Below are 21,547 nucleotides of genomic sequence, written 5' to 3'. Positions count from 1 at the left end.
TGCCTAATGGGACAAGCTCCCCAATATGAAACCATCTGTGACACCTTTTTTATTTTCCGGGAAATACTTACAGGCATTTGTCGATTCCTAGTAAACAATAATTGTGGATTGCAACATAATTTGGTAGGATAGATATTGTATCTCCCTATGTAAAGAAAGGTGACTTTTTATTATGCAGCCATTGATTTTAGCTTCTTCATCACCACGTCGTAAAGAACTTCTACAATTTCTTCAAATCCCCTTTGAAAGCATGAATTCCAATGTCGATGAAAGTATTGATGAAAACATGTGTCCTGATGCAGCGGTGAAAGAACTGGCATCCCGTAAAGCGGAAGCCATCGCAGCAAAGTTTCAGGAAAGCTGGGTGATCGGCTCGGATACCGTTGTTGTCCTTGATGGTGAGATATTGGGTAAGCCGACAAGCCGGGCGGATGGAAAAAGAATGCTGGAAATGTTATCAGGACGGACACATGAAGTATACACAGGTGTCGCCATCCTATTCGGCAAGCATCGCAGAGTATTCGCAGAAAAAACGGAAGTGACATTTTGGGAGCTGCCAGAAGCTGAAATCGAACGTTATCTGGATAGCGGGGAACCCTTTGACAAAGCTGGCGGCTATGGGATTCAAGGATACGGATCTCTTCTTGTCGAACAAATCAAAGGAGACTATTTCTCAGTCGTCGGGCTTCCGGTCTCAAGACTGGCCCGGGAGCTTAAAGCGATGCAGGAAGAGTTAGGATAAGATAATTTGATTTCGTCTGGCATCTTCCCTTTTCTAAGAAAGGGTTGATCTTTTGAGCGAAAAAATGTTAATACGGGATTACCCGAAAGAAGAGCGGCCGCGCGAAAGGTTTCTCCAGGACGGGCCGCAAAGTCTCTCCAATCAGGAATTGCTTGCTTTGCTGCTCAGGACTGGGTCAAGGGAGGAATCAGTCCTGCAACTATCCGGCAGGCTCATCAACTCCTTCAAGGGCCTGCGCTTGCTAAAGGAAGCCTCAGTGGAAGAACTGACCGTGATCAAAGGGATTGGTGAAGCAAAAGCGATTCAAATCCTGGCCTCTGTCGAACTTGGCAGGAGAATTAACAATTTGAATGATCAAGACCGTTATGTGATTCGGTCTCCTGAAGATGGAGCCAACTATTGCATGGAAGAAATGCGGTTTTTATCACAGGAACATTTCGTCTGTCTCTATTTAAATACGAAAAATCAAGTGCTTCAAAAAACTACGGTATTCATCGGCAGCCTCAATGCATCGATCGTGCATCCGCGCGAGATCTTTAAAGAGGCTTTCAAAAGGTCCGCTGCCTCTATCATCTGTCTTCATAACCACCCCTCCGGAGACCCCTCTCCCAGCAGAGAAGATATTGAAGTGACGAAAAGGTTAGTCGAATGTGGTAAAATAATTGGGATTGAAGTATTGGACCACATCATTATCGGGGAGCATAAATATGTTAGTTTGAAGGAAAAAGGTTATTTATGACACTATCAAAATTTTTGACGATACGATATAATATTGTTTATGATTTTTAAAAGAGGAAACTTTTTCAAAGAGTCTTATTGTCAAAAAACGACAAATTATTATTTGAACTTATAAAAAGGCATTTTTGTTTACGAAAGGGAGATACCATAATGTTTGGAATTGGCGCTAGAGATATAGGGATTGATTTAGGAACGGCGAATACGCTTGTTTATGTGAAAGGAAAAGGCATCGCGGTACGTGAACCATCGGTTGTAGCTGTGCAAACAGATACAAAGCAAATCGTTGCAGTCGGAAACGATGCGAAAAACATGATAGGCCGTACACCTGGTAACGTGGTTGCCCTTCGCCCGATGAAGGATGGAGTCATTGCTGATTATGAAACGACGGCTACCATGATGAAGTACTATATGAAGGAAGCTCAAAAGAAGGGTGTATTCGGCAACAAGCCATATGTCATGATTTGTGTGCCTTCTGGAATTACGGCAGTTGAGCAGCGTGCAGTCATCGATGCAGCTAGACAAGCTGGAGCACGGGACGCATATCCTATCGAAGAACCGTTTGCAGCAGCGATCGGTGCAGACCTTCCGGTTTGGGAGCCTACAGGAAGCATGGTCGTTGATATCGGCGGAGGAACGACGGAAGTGGCAATCATTTCCCTTGGCGGAATCGTTACAAGCCAATCGATCCGTATTGCCGGTGATGAAATGGATGATGCCATTATCGTTTACATCCGTAAGAACTACAATTTGATGATCGGTGAGCGTACTGCTGAAGCGATCAAAATGGAAATTGGTTCTGCCGGTGACACGGAAGGCGTAGAAAACATGGAAATTCGCGGCCGTGACCTATTGACTGGATTACCGAAAACAATCGAAATCACAGCTGAAGAAATATCCAAAGCATTAAGCGACACAGTTTCTGCAATTGTGGATTCCGTGAAAAACACTTTAGAGAAAACACCACCTGAATTAGCCGCTGACATCATGGACAGAGGCATTGTATTGACAGGCGGGGGTGCTTTGCTGCGCAATTTGGATAAAGTCATCAGTGAAGAAACGCAAATGCCAGTGATCATCGCCGAGAATCCACTGGATTGTGTTGCAATCGGAACGGGAAAAGCGCTGGACCACATTCATTTATTCAAGACTAAATCAAGAGATTCGCGATAAGCATTACTTCTCAAATAGGGCCGGCTCAACAAAAGGTGCAATTTTGAGCCGGTTTTTCTTATGTTCTACAGTTTAATTAAATCCATAGTGTAAGTTTAAAACCATAGAGTAAATTTTTAGATAGAGGTGTAATCACCATGCCACAGTTTTTTAATAAAAAGCTCCTTCTCTTGCTCGTTAGTATTATCGTTCTCGTGGCATTGATCGGTTTTTCATTAAGGGAGAGAGAAGAGTTGACTTGGCCGGAGCAATTCCTGAAAGATACGACAGGCTGGGTAGGTAATGTGTTTAATAAGCCAGTATCGGGTATAACAGGTTTTGTAGGGGGCTTAAAAGACCTTCAACATACATACGATGAAAACAAAAAATTGAAAGCCCGCTTGGATGAATATGTATTATTGAAAACCCAAGTCCAGGATTTAAAAGAAGAAAATGAAGAACTTCGCGATAACCTCAAAAAAGAAGATGACCTGCGGAAATATTCACCAACTCAGGCGACGGTCATTGGCCGTAATCCCGACCGCTGGCATGAAATGCTGACAATCAATAAAGGGAAGCGTAATGGGGTAGAAAAAAACATGGCAGTCATCACGTCCAATGGGTTAGTCGGTAAGGTGAAATCAGCGACGGATTTCACGGCATCGGTTCAACTTTTAAGTTCGATCGATAAAGCCAACCGTGTCTCGGCCATCGTTCAAGGTGATGATAAAGCATATGGCTTGATTGAAGGGTTCGATGATAAAAAGAACCTTTTACTGATGAAACGGATTCCATATGATAAAAAGATCAAGAAAAATTCATTGGTCATCACATCCGGTTATGGCGGGATCTTTCCGAAAGGTCTGCTGATCGGGAAAGTTGTCGATGTAAAAGTGGATCAATATGGATTGAACCAGACCGCATATATTGAACCTTCGACGGATTTTTATGATATTAATAATGTTATGGTCGTTCAGCGCGAAGTGGACGGTGTACCGAAAGAAAGTGAAGGGGAGGATGAAGCTGAGTGAGATATTTCATCCTTTCTTTTATAGCCTTGGTTTTTTTTGTTTTTGAAAGCATCTTCGCCCAGATGTTCGCTGGAGATGCATTCGGGTCCGATAAAATACTCGTGCCCCATTTCATGATGATTTTCGTTTTTTTCCTGACCATGTACGGATCCAGGAAAATGGGTATGCTTTATGGGGCGATTCTTGGGTTGACTTATGATGTTGTATATACGGAAATCCTGGGGATTTACATGTTCCTGCTGCCTTTTCTTGCCTATCTGATATCGAAAAGCATGAAAATCCTGCAAAATAACATATTGATCGCCTGCCTTACTGCGCTTTTATCCACGGCAGTTTTAGAGGTTGTCATCTTTCAGATGAATATCATCCTATCTTTTGCAGATATGGGATTTGGTGAATTTGCGGAACGGAGATTGATTCCGACATTATTATTGAATCTAGCGTTCATTATCATCAGCTGCTATCCTTTAAAAAGAATGATTGAAAAGCTTGATTTGCAAGGAGAAACGGAATAACGTTCCTGTGTCTTAAGAAGCAGGGGGGAAATGTATTTTCTCTTTTCCTTGTACGTAGAAAAAGGAAATTTGTTTTCCTATGTCGAATTATATTTCATTGAGGTGAAACAAACGTCATGAATAAAAGAATTCAGCAAAATGTAATGATCAAGGGAACAAAAGACGGGTTTATGCTTCATCTCGATGATTCTTGCTCATTTTCCGAATTATTGAAAGAGTTAGAAGTGAAGCTTTCGGCAAACTATCAGTTTCAAGAAAATGACCCGTCCATTTCCGTAAAAGTACATACAGGGAACCGCTATCTTGATGAACAACAAGAAGAAAAGATTAAAGAGGTCATCCATAAAAAGAAGAAGCTTTTCGTGGATGAGATAATTTCGAATGTCCTGACGAAGGATGAAGCGAAACGATGGAAAGATGAAAACCAAGTGACGACCGTGACCAAGGTCATAAGGTCGGGACAGGTTTTTGAAGTTCCCGGAGACTTACTTTTAATTGGGGATGTCAATCCCGACGGTACGGTTCGTGCGGGTGGCAACATATATATCATGGGACAGCTAAAGGGAATAGCCCATGCCGGTTATAAAGGGAATAATGAGGCCATAATAGCAGCCTCTGTCATGAAGCCTGCCCAGCTGCGCATTGCCGGACAAGTGAATTTATCTCCTGACCAATATACGAAATGGGGACATGACTTGGAATGTGCCTTCATGGATGAAGAAAAAAATATCATAATAGAAAAACTGCAAGTCTTAAAGAAATATAGACCTAATTTAAATAGATTAGAAGGGGGTCTCTAATCGTGGGAGAGGCAATAGTTATAACATCCGGTAAGGGTGGTGTCGGGAAAACGACCACCTCCGCCAATTTAGGAACATCTTTAGCTCTTCTAGGCAAGAAGGTTTGCTTGATTGATACGGATATTGGTCTTCGGAATTTGGATGTGATCATGGGATTGGAAAATCGCATCATCTATGATTTGGTCGATGTGGTCGAAGGGCGCTGTAAGATACACCAGGCGCTCATTAAGGATAAACATTTCGAGGATTTGCTTTACTTGCTTCCAGCTCCGCAAAATAGTGATAAAACAGTGGTGAATGAAGAGCAGATGAGGAAACTCATAAGCGATATGAAGCCTGACTATGATTATGTCATCATTGATTGCCCTGCAGGCATTGAACAGGGCTTCAGAAATGCCATAGCTGGGGCGGATAAGGCAATCATCGTTACGACTGCAGAGAGACCGGCTGTCAGGGATGCGGACCGTATTATTGGCTTGCTTGAAAAAGAAGAGCATATTGAACCGCCTCAATTGATCATCAACCGGATACGCGGCCATTTGCTACATGAGGATGAAGAAATGGATATCGATGGTGTTGCCGATTTTCTTAAGATTGATTTGATCGGCGTCATTCCTGATGATGACCAAGTCATCGTGGCAGCGAATAAAAAGGAACCCATTGCCTATAATCCGGACAATAGAGTTTCACTTGCCTATCGGAACATTGCCAGAAGGATCCTTGGTGAATCTGTGCCCTTGACTCCAATTGGCAGCGAACCAAAGGGCTTCATGTCCAAATTGAAAAAATTCTTTAGCGTGCGGTAAATCTATATTCTTTTGTCAGGAAGCGGGGTGCATTTGATGCCCTCGCTTATTTTTTATGCTTCTTGCAAAATAAAAAAGGCAAGCCATATTGGCTTGCCTGATCTATATGCTAAAAATGCAGCGCGGTTTATCCGCGTCTTCCGCCTCTTCCGCCGCGTTTTGATTCGGTGCTGCGTTTAAGAGTCGATAAATTTTCTTCACTAGTCTTTAAAAAGCGAACCATTTTATCTTCGAAATTTTCCTTTGGTTGAAAATTACTTTTAGAACGAAAATCTTTAGAACGGCTATCCCCTTGGCGTGGTGGGCGTTTGGTATAAGAAGAGGTTTGCCCTTCGGGTCTATCTATAGCCTTTTTGATGGACAAGGCAGTTTTTCCGTCTTTCTCACTAATCACTTTTACTTCAATTTGGTCGCCTACTTTAAGATGGTCATTTACGTCTTTTACATAGCTATCTGCTACCTCACTGATATGCACAAGACCTGTTGAGCCTCCTGGTAATTCTACGAATGCTCCAAAATTAGTGATACCTGTTACTTTACCTTGTACTTTGCTGCCTATTTCGATTGACATAAAAAAATGTTCCCCCTCAATAATGTTAAAACCACTTTATTATAACAAATTTCGGGGAACAATATCAATCTCAATTATTCGATTTTCTGAATTGATATCGAAATCCCTTTGGAAATTCATAAGTTTGCGGATGATTTTTCATTGAAAAAAATTTTTTCAGGGAAGTGCAGAAAGAAAATCTTTTCTCCGTCATAGTCTGGACAAGTTGCTCATACGCTGTAATATAGCGCTTTGACATGAGCAGGGGGGAAATCTGGAATGGATGATCGCAGGAAAGATATCCGAAATCGTATCGCCAAGAGACGCAAGTTCAATGATAAACCGGCAGGTGGCAGCAGTTGGACGGAGATCAACAATGAAGAACCATATGGGATTGATTCATATAACGGGTATTCCGAGAAAGATCATCCGCTTTTCAAGAAAGAATATTTTTTCTTTAAAATCCTTGCCAGTGTATGCCTGTTCCTGATTATCGCCGTGATGTTCAAACACCCTTCTGTGCGGCTGGACCCTGCCAGAAGTTTTGTCACGGAGAACATGAACAAGGAATTTCAGTTCGCTTCAATCTCCAACTGGTATGAAAGTGCGTTTGGTAAACCGATCGCCTTTTTACCGAAAGAAGCCGATAAGGAAACTGTGGATTCGAATGAAGAATATGCAATGCCAGCCTCTGCGAAGATTACCCAAAACTTCGAGACGAACGGTGAGGGAATCATATTGGAAACGAGCAAAGGCTCAAAGGTCGAGGCCGTCAATGAAGGGGTAGTCATCTTTGCCGGTGAAAAGGAGGGGATTGGAAAGACGGTCGTCATTCAGCATGCCAATAAAAGTGAGTCTTGGTATGGGCAGCTGGAAGGAATTGATGTGAAATTGTATGAGTTCGTTAAAAAGGGCAATGAAGTCGGACAGGTTACACTAAGTGAAGATGGATCCAAGGGAAGATTTTATTTGGCGATAAAAGAAAATGATGCTTTCGTCGATCCTAAAAAGGTGATTTCCTTTGAGTGAATATGGGAAATTACTGTTTAAAATCAGGGTGCACCCGACATTGTGGTTTGTCATTGGCATCGCCATCCTCACTGCCCATTTCGTTGAAGTGATGATGCTGTTGCTCATCGTCTTCATTCATGAAATGGGGCATGCTGTCTGTGCCCAGCATTTCAAATGGCGGATAAAGTCAATACAGCTGCTTCCTTTTGGCGGGGCTGTCGAGACTGAGGAGTACGGAAATAAGAGTTTGAAGGAGGATTTGGCGGTGGTGCTTGCCGGTCCGCTTCAACATGTTTGGCTCATTGGTGCAGCTTTTTTGCTCTATTTCTTTTCTATCATCCCATATGAGCTGTATCAGCCCTTTTTGTATATGAATCTTATGCTGCTGATTTTTAATCTGCTGCCAATTTGGCCCTTGGACGGGGGACGGCTGCTATTCATCGGTGTATCCCTATACTGCACCTTTCTGGAAGCGCAGAAACATACACTTCACTTTTCTGCAGTATTCGCTGTCCTGGCTTTTGTGACCTGGATCATTCTGGATCCGCTCAATTTGAACATCTGGCTCATCATCTTTTTCATAAGTCTCTCACTGGTCATGGAATGGCGGCAGAGATATTATGCTTTCATCCGTTTTCTTTTGCAGCGCCATTATGGGCATACGAATGATTTAGCGAAACTGAAGCCGATCTCGGTGGATTCACAAGAACCGATTTTTAAAGTGCTGGAACTGTTTCAACGCGGTTGTAAACACCCCGTCATCATCATGAAAAACGGGAAAGAGACCGGCTCGTTGGATGAAACGGAAATCCTTCACGCCTATTTTTCCGAGAAAATGACAAACGGGAAAATCGGCGACCTATTATATTCTTATTAAATATGTTATCCTTTCTTCAAATTGAGGAGAGGATTTTTTTTGATGAAAAAAATGATCGCGAACTTAGCTTCACGCGAAAAGAGAGTGGCCGTACTTGAGAATGGTGTTTTACGTAAACTTGAAATCATGCCGCCTCAAAAGCGCAGTACGGTCGGCAATATTTATCTTGGGAAAGTGACGAAGGTTTTACCGGGAATGGATGCCGTCTTCATTGATTATGGTGCAGAGAAGAATGGTTTTTTACACCGTGACGAGATTCCCTCTTTCCAGCAGACAAAAAAAACGGATGGGAAAGCATCCATCGGTCAATTTGTCCATCAGGGAGAAAAGCTGCTAGTTCAGGTGACTCGGGATGAAACGGGCACTAAAGGAGCTAAATTGACTGGGCTGATCGAGTTTTCAACAGAATCCCTCGTATACATACATGGAATAGATTATGTTGGTGTTTCAAAGAAATTCAAAAACGATGATCTTCAAAAGCGGTGGCGGGAAACGGCCTTACAGTATAAAAATGCTGATGAGGGATTGATTGTCCGCACCTCGATGGAGAACGAAAGTGAAGCGGTATTCCTTGACAGGTTAACTGGATTGCGCGAGCTCTATAAAGGGCTTGAAGTTAAGGCTGCTTCCCTCAAGGCCCCGTCCATACTCTATGAGAGGGACGCATACCTGGACATGATCATTTCTGAAATGTCGGGAGCGGCGACAGGGGAACTGGCCATCGATGATTTCGAGGCTTATCGGGAGCTGAAAAAGTGGATACAGGAGAACCGTAAGGAGTGGGAAATATCCCATGTATCGGGTCCAAAGAACATTTTTTCCGAATGGAATGTCGAAGCGCAAGTGGAGAAGATGGCCAAGAAAATCGTTTGGCTTGAGAATGGCGGATATTTAATTTTTGAAGAAACGGAAGCTTTCACCGTAATCGATGTCAATTCAGGTAAATTCACCGGCAAGGTGGCGAAGGAAGCTACATTGTTTGCGGTTAATCAGGCTGCGGCAAAGGAAGTCGCACGTCAACTGAGATTGAGGAATATCAGCGGAATCATCTTGATAGACTTCATCAATATGGACAATTCGCGGCATGAGCAGGAAATCATCGACATCGTCAAAAAGGAAGCGGTGAGAGATGAGAAGCGAATTCAGATCATCGGCTTTACGGAATTGGGCATTTTACAAATGACGAGAAAACGAACCTCCCCGTCTTTAAGTGAAATGATGTCGGTACCATGCCCGGTGTGCAGTGGAAGCGGTAAAATCGAGAGCCCGGAAACGGTGGCCTTCCGGTTGGAACGGGAACTGCTGGAACACAGGAAGACGGATGATGAAGCGGTCTGGGTGGAAGTCAGTAAAGCGGTGGCGGACGTGCTGCTTGGCGAAAAAGAATCATATCGGCCGACACTGGAGGAATTGATCGCTAAAAAGATTTTCCTATCTTTTATCCCAGGTTCGATCAATGCCTATTCCATCAAGCGCTTCGGAAGCATGCAGGAAATCGAGCGGGCTTTCAATTGAAGAGCGGGAATTCTAATAAATATATTGACAGCCTTTCCTGTTTCATGTTAGGATTTTAATGTTATGTTTGTAGCACCCGTGCTACAACCGCTCAACAACAGGTTTTAAGCTTTTGCCTATCTGGTAAAACGCCTGTGATTGGCGAGTCTGAGACATTTAAGGAGGTGCAAGTATGTACGCAATTATCGAAACTGGCGGTAAACAAATTAAAGTAGCAGCTGGCGAAGCGGTTTACATTGAAAAATTAAACGCAGAAGCAGGCGAAACTGTTACATTTGACAAAGTTTTATTCGTAGGTGGCGAAGACGTGAAAGTCGGTGCTCCACTAGTTGAAGGCGCTACTGTAACAGGTACTGTCGAAAAACAAGGTAAGCAAAAGAAAATCACTGTTTTCAAATACAAAGCGAAGAAGAACAATCGTAAAAAACAAGGTCATCGTCAACCATACACTAAAGTTGTTATCGAAGCAATCAACGCGTAAGGGCTGATTCTAGATGATTAAAGTTGTATTTGATGCTCCGCAGGAACGGATTGCTTCGTTCACCTTAAGCGGACATGCTAATTTTGCTAAAAAAGGTTCTGATATCGTTTGTGCAGGTGTATCGGCTGTTTCCTTCGGGGCAGTCAATGCAATCATGTCCTTAACGGACGTTGAACCTGAGATCGAGCAAGGGAGAGAAGGCGGCTACCTTCGCTGCGTCATTCCGGGGAATCTTTCGCCGGAATCGGAAGGGAAGGTTCAGTTGCTTTTGAACGGCATGCTCGTATCGCTGCAAACCATCGAACGTGATTATGGTAAATACATGAAAATTATCCTCAACCAATAGGAGGTGGAACAAATGTTAAGATTAAATCTTCAGTTCTTCGCTTCGAAAAAAGGAGTAGGTTCTACAAAGAACGGACGTGACTCAATCTCCAAGCGTCTTGGCGCTAAACGTGCAGATGGTCAATTCGTATCTGGTGGTTCTATCCTTTACCGTCAACGCGGAACGAAAATCTATCCTGGTGAGAACGTAGGCCGTGGTGGAGACGATACTCTATACGCTAAAGTAGACGGTGTTGTTAAATTCGAACGTTTCGGACGTGACCGTAAAAAAGTAAGCGTATATCCAGTTGCACAAGAAGCATAATTGGCATCTTTGAACAGAGGCTGACTCAAAAGGGTCTGATTCCTTCTACAAGACACTATATACCGCGTCATTTTTTATAATGGTATGTTATATAGTGATGAAGGGGTCCGGCCCTTTATTTATACTATAGGAACGAACCAGCATTTTGCAGGAGACTTTAGTCATTAGTATAAGGAAAACAACCTCTGACTTACAAATGGCTCGCCAATAGGCGGGCTTTCTTAAACTTTCAGGGGGAAATCCAAGAATACTCATCCATCCGATTTGGTTAAACCAAATAGACACTCCAATTCAACTATAATATCTCCAATTGGTGCATAAATAAGGCCCATTCTCTTTTTTAGTTCAAATGGCTCTACCATCGTCCAAAGAACTCAGGGTGTGCGGCTGTATTTTTTGGACGGGGGCTTTCATGTGAAGGCATGTGAATCAAGCTTCATTTCCTGTTTGTTGTTTTTTTGTTATACTGTACAAATGGAAGTATTCAACATGATAGAGCCGAAAAAAGTTTCTTTATCATAATTGAAGGTGTTAATAATGGATAAAAATTGGACGACTATTGAAACTCTGCGTCAAACCAGGCATGACTGGCTGAATAAAATTCAAATCATCAAAGGGAATCTGGAGTTGAACAGAATCGACCGTGTCAAAGGCATCATCGATGAAATCATTGTTGAAACCCAGAATGAAGCACGCCTTTCCAGTTTGAATTTACCTAAATTCACCGAGATGTTGTTGACGTCGAATTGGAATAATGGATCCTTTTATTGCGAATATGAAATCATTGATGTTTTTGAAGGCTCAACTGAGATGGACGGGCTGATGTATCGCTGGACAAACGATTTCTTTAATATTCTGGATAAGAATCTGGATCCGTTTTTTGAAAATATACTGGCTGTTTCCATGTGTAAAAAAGAAGTGAGCGATATGCACTGTTCATTTCATATGCAAGGCAGGTTCATTGATCAATCCCCAGTGATCAATCCCCAGTGATCGAGTTTTTGGAACGTTCATTGACGGCCGAGCAATCAATTGAAATTCTTGAATGTAATGAGGATGAAATATTTTTTAAGATGGATATTAACTTTTAGAGAAGTATACAGCAAGAAAAGACTTGCAGAAAACAAGGAAGTGATAGCATGTTTGTCGATCAAACGAAAGTCTATGTAAAAGGCGGAGACGGTGGTAACGGGATAGTTGCTTATCGTCGCGAGAAATTCATACCTAAAGGCGGACCTGCTGGCGGAGATGGCGGTAATGGGGCCAATGTCGTTTTTGAAGTGGAAGAGGGCTTGCGTACATTAATGGATTTCCGTTATCAACGTCACTTTAAGGCACCTCGCGGAGAACATGGCATGTCCAAGAACATGCATGGTGCGGCTGCAAAGGATATGGTCATCAAGGTTCCACCAGGCACGGTTGTCATTGATGATAAAACGAAGGAAGTCATTGCTGATTTAGTTGAGCACGGACAACGCGCCATCATTGCCAAGGGTGGCCGCGGAGGCCGGGGAAATTCCCGCTTTGCCACACCTGCCAATCCTGCACCTGAAATCGCTGAGAATGGCGAACCGGGCCAGGAACGCGATATCGTCATGGAATTGAAACTGTTGGCTGATGTCGGTTTGGTTGGTTTCCCGAGTGTAGGGAAATCCACTTTGCTTTCCGTCGTATCCGCAGCAAGGCCTAAAATTGCCGAATACCATTTCACGACAATCGTACCGAACCTCGGAATGGTGGAAACGGAAGATCACCGTAGCTTTGTCATGGCCGATTTACCTGGTCTGATTGAAGGTGCTTCAGAAGGAGTGGGTCTTGGACATCAATTCCTGCGCCATATTGAAAGAACGAGGGTAATCGTTCATGTAATCGATATGTCGGGTCTTGAAGGCCGTGATCCGTATGAAGACTACCAAACAATCAATAAAGAGTTGGAAGAGTATAACCTGCGCTTGACTGAACGTCCGCAAATCATTGTTGCAAGTAAAATGGATATGCCGGACTCTGCAGATAATCTAGCGGCTTTCAAGGAAAAGCTGGAAGAGGACTATCCTGTCTTCCCGATTTCTGCCGTGACCCGTGAAGGGATCCGTGAGCTTCTTTATGCAATTGCGGATAAAATCGAAGAAACTCCTGAGTTCCCTCTTGATCATGAAGAAGAGAATACTGGAATCCATCGGGTTCTTTATAAACATACATCACAGTCTGATGAATTTAACATTGAACGCGAATCCGATGGCAGCTTTGCCGTATCAGGATTCAAGGTCGAGCGTCTATTCAAAATGACTGACTTTACCCGTGAAGAGTCCGTACGTCGTTTCGCCAGACAGCTTCGTTCATTCGGAGTCGACGAAGGCCTTCGCCAAAGAGGTGCGACAAATGGCGATATCGTGCGTATCCTTGAATATGAATTTGAATTTGTGGATTGATTGTAAACCATGATGGCAGGCAAAAGGAGGCGTGCGGAGTTTGAATAAGGCCGATCAGAAATTTTTCCTCGTTCGAGAGGATGTCCTTCCCGAAGCGATGAAAAAAACGCTGGATGCAAAAGAAATGATTGAACGGGGAAAAGCAGAATCAGTTTGGGAAGCGGTACAGCGGGTGGACCTAAGCAGGAGTGCATTTTACAAATACCGTGACACGGTTTTTCCGTTTCATACAGTTGTTAAGGAAAAGCTGATTACACTGTTCTTCTATCTCGAAGATCGTTCTGGTACTCTATCGGAGCTCTTACGGCTCGTCGCCTCATCCGGTTGCAACATCATGACCATCCACCAAACGATTCCTTTGCAGGGACGTGCAAATGTCACCCTATCCCTTAATACGGGCGGGATGACGATGGATATTGATGATCTGCTCACTAAACTGCGTAAAATGGAGTTCGTCGAAAAAGTCGAAATCATTGGTAACGGCGCATGAAAACAGCCTGTACATTTCAGATGTACAGGCTGTTTTCTTTTGAAAGAGGAAATTAACGATTAAGTATTGTAAAAAATCAGAAAATGGCATAACATAAACAGTAGATTTTCCGTGAGAAGGAGTTTATAATATGACATCAAAAATTGCATTTCTTGGACCAAAAGCAACATTCACGGATTTAGCTGTATCGCGACTATTTCCTAATGATATAAAAATACCGATGAACACGATTCCGGACTGCCTTGATGCTGTTCGGGACGGGGAAGTGAATCACGCGCTCGTGCCGATCGAGAATGCTTTGGAGGGTTCGGTAAATATAACGATGGATTACTTAGTCCATGAAGTCACATTACCGATGAAAGGCGAAGTCACGATTCCAATCCAACAGCATTATATGGTGCATCCGGATCATGCATATCCTGGTTTCAAACCTGACATGGTTTATTCGCATTCCCATGCCATTGCTCAATGCCGCAAATTTCTACATAATGAGCTAAGGGGTGTTCCATATGAGTATGTCACATCCACTGCAGCCGCTGCGAAGATGGTGATGGAGAATCCCGATATCAATATTGCTGCGATTGCAAATGATATGGCTGCGGAAGAGTACGGTTTGACGATTGTAAAACAAAATATTCACGATTACGAACATAATCACACCAAGTTTATCGTCGTATCCAACAGTGAAGTCGACTTTGAAGGGCATTTGACCGTTGAAGGGGACAAGAAAACGACCTTGATGATTCAGCTGCCTGCTGACCACTCAGGGCAGCTGCACCAAGTCCTTTCCGCTTTTTCCTGGAGGAAACTTAACCTTTCCAAGATTGAATCGAGACCAATGAAAACAGGATTGGGCAATTACTTCTTCATCATCGACATCGAAATGTCCCTTGATGATGTCCTCATCCCAGGAGCGATCTCTGAGCTCGAGGCATTAGGATGTACGGTTTCGATCATGGGAAGCTATTCATGCTTTAAAGTCCAAACAGGTATACCGCAACGATGAATGAATGGTATAACCTCAGCTGAGGTTTATACACTGAATAAGAAGGGTGCCCCGGGAGTTTTTCCGGGGCATTTTTTGTGTTCGTTAAGATTTTATTCAAGCGTATGGCGGAGGTACCGCTTTGGAAAGGCATACGAAAATTCGTTTAACCGGAGCAGGCTTTCCATGCTAAGGAAAATTTGTTGCAGGCGATAAGCGGAATTGCAGAAAAAATAGTGTTCTAGAAAAAGACCAAGGTAAGGAACAGGGACTACAAAAATATCAATATCCTTATTTGGAAGAGAAGCCATCTGATGCTGAATTAATCCAAGTGACGGGATGCTGGGTTCAGGCGGTCGGTACCGTCATTCGTCTTATCTGGCAGTTGAATAGTAACGAGGAAGAAAACTCCGGGGAAGGCAGCTCAAATGAAAGCAATTCCGTTGATGGGTGAGCATAATGGCCAATAAAAAAATCCTCAAAATATATGGCTTTTGAGGATTTTGCGTTTCTTTCAATCGACTAAAATGCCAGCATCCCTTAAAGCACACTCCGCTTCGTCGAGCAGTTCTTCAGATGCTGCGCTCAGTGTATGGAGATGAATGCCGCTCGTCAGTTCCGATAAAAAAGATGCGTTCGTTGCCGTCACCCTTGAAAGGAATTGCTGGACTTCCTTCCGGCTGCTGACCATGATGGAAGCGGTTAGGTCGCCGTATACGGGGTGCTCGATTTTGACATCTTTCACCGTGATGCCGATATCCACAAGTAAATATAGCTCTTCTTGGGTCCGGGAAGGATCGTGTTGGCAAGCAATGATCCTTTCCGGCTTTTGCGTGCTCCCCGTTTGTAAGTACAGATAGCCTTGGCTTGTGGCAATGATAGGTTCATTCCGCGCTTTGAGTAGGGTTATGTCACCAACGATAACCTGCCGGCTTACATTCGTTATCTGCGAAAGCTCGCTGCCCGTTACAGGCTCTGAGCTTGTTTGCAATAAATGTAAGAGTTTCGTCCGTCTTTCTTCCCCGAGTAATTTTTTTCTTTCCATAAACATTCACCTCTTTAATTACAAACATTCTAACACAGATTGGAGGGCTTTATCGAATGGCAGCTATTCCTTCGATGCAGTCCGCCAACTTGTGAATGTCGTCGGCCGTCGTGTTTTTGCCAAAGGAAAGGCGGACGAATTGATGGGCTTCATCTTCACTTTTCCCAATGGCCATCATCGTTTTTGAAGGATCCTGTTTACCGATTTGACAGGCGCTTCCCGTCGAAACAGCGAATCCTTTCTGATTTAATTCCAGCATGATGTACTGACCTTGCAATCCAGCGAAGGTCAGCCCCAGAATGTGAGGCAATTGCTCGTTTTTTGCTTCGATGATTTGAAAATTGATTTTCCTTTCCGTTAGCAGTCGGATCAATTGCATCCTAAGTGTGGAAATCCGTTTTCGTTCATCTTCCATGATATCCCCCAATTTCTTGGCAGCGGTTACGAAGGAAGCAATTCCGGGGACATCCACTGTTCCTGGTCTGAAACCATATTCATGAGTGATATTCGGTACCGAAGGCTTCAACTGATGGATGGCCGGGAAAATGACGGCCCCAATCCCTTTTGGACCATAAACTTTATGACTGGAAACGGATAGTCCATCACATGAGGCAGCTATCTTCCCAAGCGGTACTTTAGCAAATGATTGGACACAATCCACATGAAAAAAAGCCTGGTGTTTTCGAACGATTTCACTTATTTGCTCAATGGGTTGAATGACCCCGATTTCCGAATTCACATGCTGGACAATGACCAAGCATGTTTTCTCCGACATACATTCCTGCAGATGTTCAATATCAACCCGGCCATCTTCCAAATGCCGTAAATAAGTAACCTCGAATCCTTCTTGTTCAAGTTTTTCCACGAAATTGGCAAGAGATGCATGTTCAGTTCGGCTTACAATCAAGTGGTTCTGCCAGGAGGGTTTCGAAGCGATGAATGTATCGATCGCAAGCATATTGCTTTCCGATCCGCCGCTCGTAAAGATGATTCCTTCCTTTTTTATGTTCAGCATTTCTGCGAGTTGCTGCCGTGACATATCCAATAAACGTGCCGCTTCAGAGCCAATATCATGCAAACTGCTCGCATTCCCGAAAAACTTCCGGGCTGCTTGGCTGAATACGTCGAGAGCCTCCTCATCAATCGGAGTTGTAGCAGCGTAATCCAAATAAATCAAGAAATCACTTCCATCCTTTAATCTAAAAAACTCTTGATAATAGTTTAATAATATGTAAATATAGTTGTCAAGACACCTGTAATAAACAGGAGGAATGAAAGAATGGTAAAAGCGGAAATCATCGTGATAGGCAGTGGGATTGCTGCCTTGAAAACGGCATTGGAAGCAAGTGAACATAAGCATGTGATACTCATCACAAAATCAAATATCCGTCATGGTAATTCTTATTTAGCCCAGGGCGGGATTGCCGCAGCATTATCTGATCGTGACCGAGTATCCTTTCATAAAAAAGATACGCTGGCAGCTGGTCAGCGATATAACAAGGTGAAGGCAGTGGAAAAGCTCGTTGAAGAGGCACCTTCTGTTATAGCTGAACTTATTGATTCGGGTATGCGATTTGACCATGATGATGACGGAACTCTATTGCTTGGCATGGAGGGCGCCCACAGTGAACGAAGAATCCTCCACAGTCACGGGGATGCTACAGGAAAGTACATGATGGAACATCTTATAGGGTGCTTGAAAAAATCATCGATTACTGTGATGGAGAATGTTGCTGCAGTGGAGTTGATCATCGGGCAAGATGATACTTGCATAGGCGTCAAAACACTTGATAAGGCAGGGGAACTTGTTGCCTATCATGCGGAACAGACGGTTTTGGCTACAGGCGGCTGTGGTTCCCTATACCATTTCACTTCAAATTCACAAACGGTTTCAGGTGATGGAATCGCACTTGCATTCAAGGCCGGTGCAAAAGTTCGTGATATGGAATTCATACAATTCCATCCGACCTTGCTTTTTGTGAATGGCAAAGCGAAAGGGCTCGTTTCAGAAGCGGTTCGCGGGGATGGAGCGAGATTAGTGACGGAAATGGGAAGGCCGATCATGGAGGATGTCCATAGCTTGAAAGATCTAGCACCAAGGCATATTGTTGCACAGACGATTTTTTCTTATTTGCAGCGCGGTGAAAAGATATTTTTGGATATTTCGATGATTAAGGATTTTAAAAATCGTTTTCCGACAGTGAGCTCATTATGTGAAAAAAGCGGGCTGGACCTTCATTTGGGGAAAATCCCGGTTGCACCAGGAAACCATTTTCTAATGGGAGGGATTGAAGTGGATGAAGCGGGGCAAACCTCAGTGCCCTCTTTGTATGCAGTTGGTGAAGTGGCATGCACTGGTGTACATGGTGCAAACCGATTGGCAAGCAACTCCCTTCTCGAAGGATTGGTTTTTGGAAATGCGCTTGGCCGTTTCCTTGCTAAAGTCCCGGCAAGGTCGATACCGGAAGAAAAAGAGCAGTCCAAGAGTTCCAGTCAAATTCCCTTTCTACCTGATCTTACGACATTGCGGGAAAAATTAATGAACGAAGCGGGAATCGTTCGAAATGAAACGGGTTTAACTCGACTGAAGGATTATCTTGAGACATTTCCTATCGAAAAATTGCTGCATATGGAAGTAACGGCATTATCGATACAAGAAATAACGAAAATCAACGCCATCATCGTGGCTTGGCTGATTGCCGAATCCGCATTGACCAGAACGGAAAGCAGGGGCGGCCATTTCCGCAGTGACTATCCTGACGAAGATGACGCAAAATGGCTTGAGAATTCGGTTATCCTTGCTTGCAAGGATGTAAAAAACCGAGTGAAAGGGAGACGACTATATGAATATATTGAAGCTTAAGCAGATGCTGCAACAATTTTTAATGGAAGATATAGGGGAATGCGATGTAACGAGTGATACGATTTTTGATCAAGGTGAACAAGGAACTTTGACATTCATCGCCAAAGAAGGAGGGGTCTTTAGTGGAGGGGACGTCATCAAGACGGGATTTGCATTGTTGGATAAGCAAATCGAGGTTTTCCTTTTTGTTCAAGATGGCGAATTTTTCGAAAAAGGACAGCAGCTTGCGAAAATGACCGGCGATATGGCCTCCCTTTTAAAAGGGGAACGGGTAATTTTGAATTTAGTGCAGCGTATGTCCGGCATTGCGACACAGGCTCATAAAGCTGCCATGATTTTGGCGGGGACGAAGACGAGAGCTTGTGATACGAGGAAAACAACACCAGGCCTGCGGATGCTTGAAAAATATGCGGTCCGTTCCGGCGGGGCATTCAATCACCGATATGGTCTTTATGATGCAGTCATGATAAAGGACAACCATATTTCTTTCGCTGGGTCCATAACGAAAGCGGTCCAAACGGTAAAATCCAAACTGGGACATACCATTAAAGTGGAAGTGGAAACGGAATCACCACAACAGGTACTTGAAGCAGTGGAAGCCGGTGCAGATATCATCATGTTCGATAACCGGAGCCCCGAAGAAATCAAGCAACTGATTAAATTGGTTCCCGCCCACATCATAACGGAAGCTTCAGGAGGGATCCATTTAGACAATCTAGCCTCATATCGGGAAACAGGGGTAGATTATATTTCGTTGGGCAGCTTGACGCACAGTGTCAGAGCACTTGATATTAGCGCAAAGGTCAAAGAGGGGGAGGAGATATTGAAATGAATATATTGGAGATGGCTAAAACAGCAGGAAATGCATTGCCTGAAAAATATAAAACGATGACAAAAGAAGAGATGGAGAATCGGGTCCTTGATATTAAGAAACGACTGGGGAACCGTCTTTATATTCCAGGTCATCATTATCAACGGGAGGAAGTCATTCAATTTTCAGATTCAACGGGGGATTCACTTCAATTGGCCCAGCTTTCCGCGCAAAATCGTGAAGCGGATTATATCGTGTTCTGTGGCGTGCATTTCATGGCTGAAACAGCCGATATTTTGACAGAAGAAGGGCAGACGGTTATCCTACCTGACATGCGTGCAGGCTGCTCCATGGCAGATATGGCGGATATTGAACAAACGGAACGGGCATGGACAAAGCTTCAGGATTTATTTGGCGATACGATCCTTCCGCTAACTTATGTGAATTCCACTGCGGCCATCAAAGCTTTTGTAGGGAAAAATGGTGGGGCGACGGTGACGTCTTCCAATGCACAAGGGATGGTCTCGTGGGCCCTCTCGCAAAAAGAAAGAATCCTATTTCTTCCCGATCAGCATCTTGGGAGGAACACTGCCTTTGACCTTGGGATCCCATTGAATGAAATGGCTGTCTGGGATCCGCATAAAGATGAATTGATCTATGAAGGGGAACTGGAAGATCTGAAGGTACTTCTTTGGAAAGGACATTGTTCAGTCCATGAAAATTTCACTACGGCAAATATTGAAACGCTTAGAGCGGAGCAGCCTGAAATGAATATCATCGTTCATCCCGAATGTCGCCGTGAGGTAGTGGCCCTGTCAGATTATGCGGGTTCGACATCGTACATCATAAATATGATCGAAAAAGCCGAACCAGGCAGTTCTTGGGCAATCGGCACGGAAATGAACCTTGTCAAGCGTCTTATCGCCAATAATCCTGACAAGAACATCATCTCGTTAAATCCGAATATGTGTCCATGTCTTACAATGAACCGGATTGATCTGCCTCACCTGCTATGGGCGCTTGAATCCATTGAAAAAGGTATCATCATCAATCCGATAAAAGTGGAGAAAAGCATTGCGGATAATGCCATCCTAGCATTAAACAGAATGCTGGAGCGCGTTTGAGTCAGTGCTTTCTAAGAGGATTTTGGATCATAAGAAAAAGGGGGATTAGACCCCCTTTTTCTTATGCAATCGAAACAGGCAATTACTTTTAAAGGTTATTCGCTTTAAAAGTATTGCCTTCATTCATATCACCGGATTTAAATCCTTTAGTGAACCACCGTTTCCTCTGTTCGGAAGTACCATGCGTGAAGCTGTCTGGCACCACATAACCTTGTGCCCTTTCTTGGATACGGTCATCCCCCACACCACTTGCTGCATTCAAGGCCTCCTCAAGATCGCCTTCTTCAAGCAAATTCTCTCCTTGGACATGATGTGCCCAAACTCCAGCCAAATAATCGGCCTGTAATTCAAGACGGACAGAAAACCTATTATATTCGGTCTCGCTGACCTTTGAACGATCGGGCATTTCTTTTTCCGTTGTCCCTAAAAGTGTCTGAACGTGATGTCCGACTTCGTGGGCAATGACATAGGCCATGGCGAAATCCCCGGGTGCCTGGAATTCTTGCTTTAACTCTTGATAAAAGCTGAGATCAATATATAGTTTCATGTCACCCGGACAATAAAATGGCCCTACCGAAGAAGCTGCCACCCCGCATGCCGATTCGACACTGCCCGAATACAGGACAAGGTTCGGTTCCTTATATTCCAGCCCATTTTTACGGAATTCTTCTGTCCAGACCTGCTCCGTTTCTGCAAGGACGACAGATACGAACTGCGCAAGTTCCTTCTCCTCATCAGTTTCGACATAAGAGCCGCCATTGTTCGATTCAGTGGAATTCAAGCTGCCTAGCAATTCGCTTGGATTACCGCCAAGGAGCGTCACGATCAAGACAATTACCAATCCGATACCTCCGCCGATTCCGGCCATGCCTTTTCCGCTCATGCCTCTTTTGTCTTTGACGTTCGTGCTGCCCTGTCTACCTTTCCATTTCATTA

Annotated in this window: 24 protein-coding genes and 1 other annotated feature; of the genes, 20 read left to right on the top strand and 4 right to left on the bottom strand. The window is 43.8% G+C overall.

The genetic code is table 11. The features are described from left to right. Positions 1-172: 172 nt before the first annotated feature. From JNUCC41_RS00825 to minD, 7 genes are all read left to right on the top strand, one after another. Positions 173-742 carry a Maf family protein gene (locus JNUCC41_RS00825; protein WP_192205958.1) on the top strand — a complete coding sequence of 190 codons (570 nt, stop codon included), beginning with the start codon at positions 173-175 and terminating at the stop codon, positions 740-742. Between the two features lie 64 nt (positions 743-806). Further along, complete coding sequence (radC, locus tag JNUCC41_RS00820; RefSeq protein ID WP_192207990.1) at positions 807-1,481, top strand: RadC family protein; 675 nt, start codon at positions 807-809, stop codon at positions 1,479-1,481. Positions 1,482-1,630: 149 nt separating this feature from the next. Then, on the top strand, positions 1,631-2,650 hold the full coding sequence (locus JNUCC41_RS00815) for a rod shape-determining protein (protein WP_034308871.1): 1,020 nt from the start codon (positions 1,631-1,633) through the stop codon (positions 2,648-2,650). 137 nt (positions 2,651-2,787) lie between these two features. After that, positions 2,788-3,660, top strand: coding sequence for a rod shape-determining protein MreC (mreC, locus tag JNUCC41_RS00810; protein ID WP_034308869.1), 873 nt, complete (start codon positions 2,788-2,790; stop codon positions 3,658-3,660). Then, positions 3,657-4,175: a rod shape-determining protein MreD gene (gene mreD / locus JNUCC41_RS00805; protein WP_192205957.1), complete on the top strand. Its 519-nt coding sequence runs from the start codon at positions 3,657-3,659 to the stop codon at positions 4,173-4,175. The genes mreC and mreD overlap by 4 nt, the downstream gene beginning before the upstream one ends. A 116-nt stretch (positions 4,176-4,291) precedes the next feature. Beyond that, complete coding sequence (minC, locus tag JNUCC41_RS00800) at positions 4,292-4,975, top strand: septum site-determining protein MinC (RefSeq protein WP_192205956.1); 684 nt, start codon at positions 4,292-4,294, stop codon at positions 4,973-4,975. A 2-nt stretch (positions 4,976-4,977) separates the two neighbouring features. Continuing rightward, entirely contained in the window at positions 4,978-5,781 is an 804-nt protein-coding gene (gene minD, locus JNUCC41_RS00795) for a septum site-determining protein MinD (protein ID WP_034308862.1), read from the top strand. 127 nt (positions 5,782-5,908) lie between these two features. Here the strand turns inward: minD and JNUCC41_RS00790 are convergent, their stop codons facing one another. Next, a complete protein-coding gene (locus JNUCC41_RS00790; protein ID WP_192205955.1) occupies positions 5,909-6,352 on the bottom strand; it encodes a S1 domain-containing RNA-binding protein in 444 nt (147 codons plus the stop codon). A gap of 258 nt (positions 6,353-6,610) precedes the next feature. Between JNUCC41_RS00790 and JNUCC41_RS00785 the strand changes: the two genes are divergently transcribed. The 10 genes from JNUCC41_RS00785 (at position 6,611) to pheA (ending at position 14,789) form a co-directional block, all read left to right on the top strand. Further along, the gene (locus tag JNUCC41_RS00785) at positions 6,611-7,360 is read left to right on the top strand and encodes a M23 family metallopeptidase (RefSeq protein WP_192205954.1); all 750 of its coding nucleotides are present in this window, start codon (positions 6,611-6,613) and stop codon (positions 7,358-7,360) included. After that, complete coding sequence (locus JNUCC41_RS00780; RefSeq protein ID WP_192205953.1) at positions 7,353-8,219, top strand: M50 family metallopeptidase; 867 nt, start codon at positions 7,353-7,355, stop codon at positions 8,217-8,219. Before JNUCC41_RS00785 ends, JNUCC41_RS00780 begins: the two co-directional genes overlap by 8 nt. A gap of 42 nt (positions 8,220-8,261) precedes the next feature. Then, entirely contained in the window at positions 8,262-9,734 is a 1,473-nt protein-coding gene (locus JNUCC41_RS00775) for an Rne/Rng family ribonuclease (RefSeq protein ID WP_228467620.1), read from the top strand. A gap of 75 nt (positions 9,735-9,809) precedes the next feature. Further along, positions 9,810-9,893: a sequence feature (ribosomal protein L21 leader region), on the top strand. Between the two features lie 13 nt (positions 9,894-9,906). Continuing rightward, complete coding sequence (gene rplU / locus JNUCC41_RS00770; protein WP_034308849.1) at positions 9,907-10,215, top strand: 50S ribosomal protein L21; 309 nt, start codon at positions 9,907-9,909, stop codon at positions 10,213-10,215. A gap of 13 nt (positions 10,216-10,228) precedes the next feature. Then, complete coding sequence (locus JNUCC41_RS00765; protein ID WP_192205951.1) at positions 10,229-10,561, top strand: ribosomal-processing cysteine protease Prp; 333 nt, start codon at positions 10,229-10,231, stop codon at positions 10,559-10,561. A 12-nt stretch (positions 10,562-10,573) separates the two neighbouring features. Continuing rightward, positions 10,574-10,864, top strand: a complete 291-nt coding sequence (gene rpmA / locus JNUCC41_RS00760) for a 50S ribosomal protein L27 (RefSeq protein WP_061143474.1) — start codon at positions 10,574-10,576, stop codon at positions 10,862-10,864. Between the two features lie 537 nt (positions 10,865-11,401). Next, positions 11,402-11,857 carry a Spo0B domain-containing protein gene (locus tag JNUCC41_RS00755; protein ID WP_192205950.1) on the top strand — a complete coding sequence of 152 codons (456 nt, stop codon included), beginning with the start codon at positions 11,402-11,404 and terminating at the stop codon, positions 11,855-11,857. Positions 11,858-12,003: 146 nt separating this feature from the next. After that, complete coding sequence (gene obgE, locus JNUCC41_RS00750) at positions 12,004-13,293, top strand: GTPase ObgE (protein ID WP_192205949.1); 1,290 nt, start codon at positions 12,004-12,006, stop codon at positions 13,291-13,293. A gap of 40 nt (positions 13,294-13,333) precedes the next feature. Continuing rightward, positions 13,334-13,783, top strand: a complete 450-nt coding sequence (locus JNUCC41_RS00745) for an ACT domain-containing protein (protein ID WP_076364968.1) — start codon at positions 13,334-13,336, stop codon at positions 13,781-13,783. A gap of 130 nt (positions 13,784-13,913) precedes the next feature. After that, on the top strand, positions 13,914-14,789 hold the full coding sequence (gene pheA / locus JNUCC41_RS00740; RefSeq protein ID WP_192205948.1) for a prephenate dehydratase: 876 nt from the start codon (positions 13,914-13,916) through the stop codon (positions 14,787-14,789). A gap of 493 nt (positions 14,790-15,282) precedes the next feature. On the opposite strand, the gene JNUCC41_RS00735 is transcribed toward pheA, so the two are convergent. Both JNUCC41_RS00735 and JNUCC41_RS00730 read right to left on the bottom strand, forming a co-directional pair. Then, entirely contained in the window at positions 15,283-15,813 is a 531-nt protein-coding gene (locus tag JNUCC41_RS00735; RefSeq protein ID WP_192205947.1) for a transcription repressor NadR, read from the bottom strand. Between the two features lie 49 nt (positions 15,814-15,862). Then, a complete protein-coding gene (locus tag JNUCC41_RS00730) occupies positions 15,863-16,990 on the bottom strand; it encodes an IscS subfamily cysteine desulfurase (RefSeq protein ID WP_192205946.1) in 1,128 nt (375 codons plus the stop codon). Positions 16,991-17,092: 102 nt separating this feature from the next. On the opposite strand from JNUCC41_RS00730, the gene nadB reads away from it, so the two are divergent. From nadB to nadA, 3 genes are read left to right on the top strand one after another with little or no spacing between them, the layout of a single operon-like run. Beyond that, positions 17,093-18,676 carry an L-aspartate oxidase gene (gene nadB, locus JNUCC41_RS00725; protein ID WP_192205945.1) on the top strand — a complete coding sequence of 528 codons (1,584 nt, stop codon included), beginning with the start codon at positions 17,093-17,095 and terminating at the stop codon, positions 18,674-18,676. Then, positions 18,657-19,508, top strand: coding sequence for a carboxylating nicotinate-nucleotide diphosphorylase (gene nadC, locus JNUCC41_RS00720; RefSeq protein WP_192205944.1), 852 nt, complete (start codon positions 18,657-18,659; stop codon positions 19,506-19,508). Before nadB ends, nadC begins: the two co-directional genes overlap by 20 nt. Beyond that, the gene (gene nadA, locus JNUCC41_RS00715; RefSeq protein ID WP_192205943.1) at positions 19,505-20,611 is read left to right on the top strand and encodes a quinolinate synthase NadA; all 1,107 of its coding nucleotides are present in this window, start codon (positions 19,505-19,507) and stop codon (positions 20,609-20,611) included. The genes nadC and nadA overlap by 4 nt, the downstream gene beginning before the upstream one ends. 88 nt (positions 20,612-20,699) lie before the next feature. On the opposite strand, the gene ypfJ is transcribed toward nadA, so the two are convergent. Continuing rightward, positions 20,700-21,545, bottom strand: a complete 846-nt coding sequence (gene ypfJ, locus JNUCC41_RS00710; protein WP_192205942.1) for a KPN_02809 family neutral zinc metallopeptidase — start codon at positions 21,543-21,545, stop codon at positions 20,700-20,702. Between the last annotated feature and the right edge of the window lie 2 nt (positions 21,546-21,547).

It is taken from the genome of Brevibacillus sp. JNUCC-41 (assembly GCF_014844095.1).
In the GTDB taxonomy this organism is placed as follows: Bacteria; Bacillota; Bacilli; order Bacillales; family DSM-1321; genus Peribacillus; species Peribacillus aracenensis.
This window is presented reverse-complemented; position numbering and strand designations above follow the sequence as displayed.

Excerpts from the sequence above, each read along its gene's own strand:
- minC (WP_192205956.1), top strand. The coding sequence starts at position 4,292 with ATGAATAAAAGAATTCAGCAAAATGTAATGATCAAGGGAACAAAAGAC.
- pheA (WP_192205948.1), top strand. The coding sequence starts at position 13,914 with ATGACATCAAAAATTGCATTTCTTGGACCAAAAGCAACATTCACGGAT.
- rpmA (WP_061143474.1), top strand. The coding sequence starts at position 10,574 with ATGTTAAGATTAAATCTTCAGTTCTTCGCTTCGAAAAAAGGAGTAGGT.
- JNUCC41_RS00735 (WP_192205947.1), bottom strand. The coding sequence starts at position 15,813 with ATGGAAAGAAAAAAATTACTCGGGGAAGAAAGACGGACGAAACTCTTA.
- JNUCC41_RS00815 (WP_034308871.1), top strand. The coding sequence starts at position 1,631 with ATGTTTGGAATTGGCGCTAGAGATATAGGGATTGATTTAGGAACGGCG.
- JNUCC41_RS00785 (WP_192205954.1), top strand. The coding sequence starts at position 6,611 with ATGGATGATCGCAGGAAAGATATCCGAAATCGTATCGCCAAGAGACGC.
- obgE (WP_192205949.1), top strand. The coding sequence starts at position 12,004 with ATGTTTGTCGATCAAACGAAAGTCTATGTAAAAGGCGGAGACGGTGGT.
- JNUCC41_RS00755 (WP_192205950.1), top strand. The coding sequence starts at position 11,402 with ATGGATAAAAATTGGACGACTATTGAAACTCTGCGTCAAACCAGGCAT.
- JNUCC41_RS00765 (WP_192205951.1), top strand. The coding sequence starts at position 10,229 with ATGATTAAAGTTGTATTTGATGCTCCGCAGGAACGGATTGCTTCGTTC.
- radC (WP_192207990.1), top strand. The coding sequence starts at position 807 with ATGTTAATACGGGATTACCCGAAAGAAGAGCGGCCGCGCGAAAGGTTT.
- JNUCC41_RS00790 (WP_192205955.1), bottom strand. The coding sequence starts at position 6,352 with ATGTCAATCGAAATAGGCAGCAAAGTACAAGGTAAAGTAACAGGTATC.
- nadB (WP_192205945.1), top strand. The coding sequence starts at position 17,093 with ATGGTAAAAGCGGAAATCATCGTGATAGGCAGTGGGATTGCTGCCTTG.
- ypfJ (WP_192205942.1), bottom strand. The coding sequence starts at position 21,545 with ATGAAATGGAAAGGTAGACAGGGCAGCACGAACGTCAAAGACAAAAGA.
- mreC (WP_034308869.1), top strand. The coding sequence starts at position 2,788 with ATGCCACAGTTTTTTAATAAAAAGCTCCTTCTCTTGCTCGTTAGTATT.
- nadA (WP_192205943.1), top strand. The coding sequence starts at position 19,505 with ATGAATATATTGGAGATGGCTAAAACAGCAGGAAATGCATTGCCTGAA.
- JNUCC41_RS00775 (WP_228467620.1), top strand. The coding sequence starts at position 8,262 with ATGAAAAAAATGATCGCGAACTTAGCTTCACGCGAAAAGAGAGTGGCC.
- JNUCC41_RS00825 (WP_192205958.1), top strand. The coding sequence starts at position 173 with ATGCAGCCATTGATTTTAGCTTCTTCATCACCACGTCGTAAAGAACTT.
- rplU (WP_034308849.1), top strand. The coding sequence starts at position 9,907 with ATGTACGCAATTATCGAAACTGGCGGTAAACAAATTAAAGTAGCAGCT.
- nadC (WP_192205944.1), top strand. The coding sequence starts at position 18,657 with ATGAATATATTGAAGCTTAAGCAGATGCTGCAACAATTTTTAATGGAA.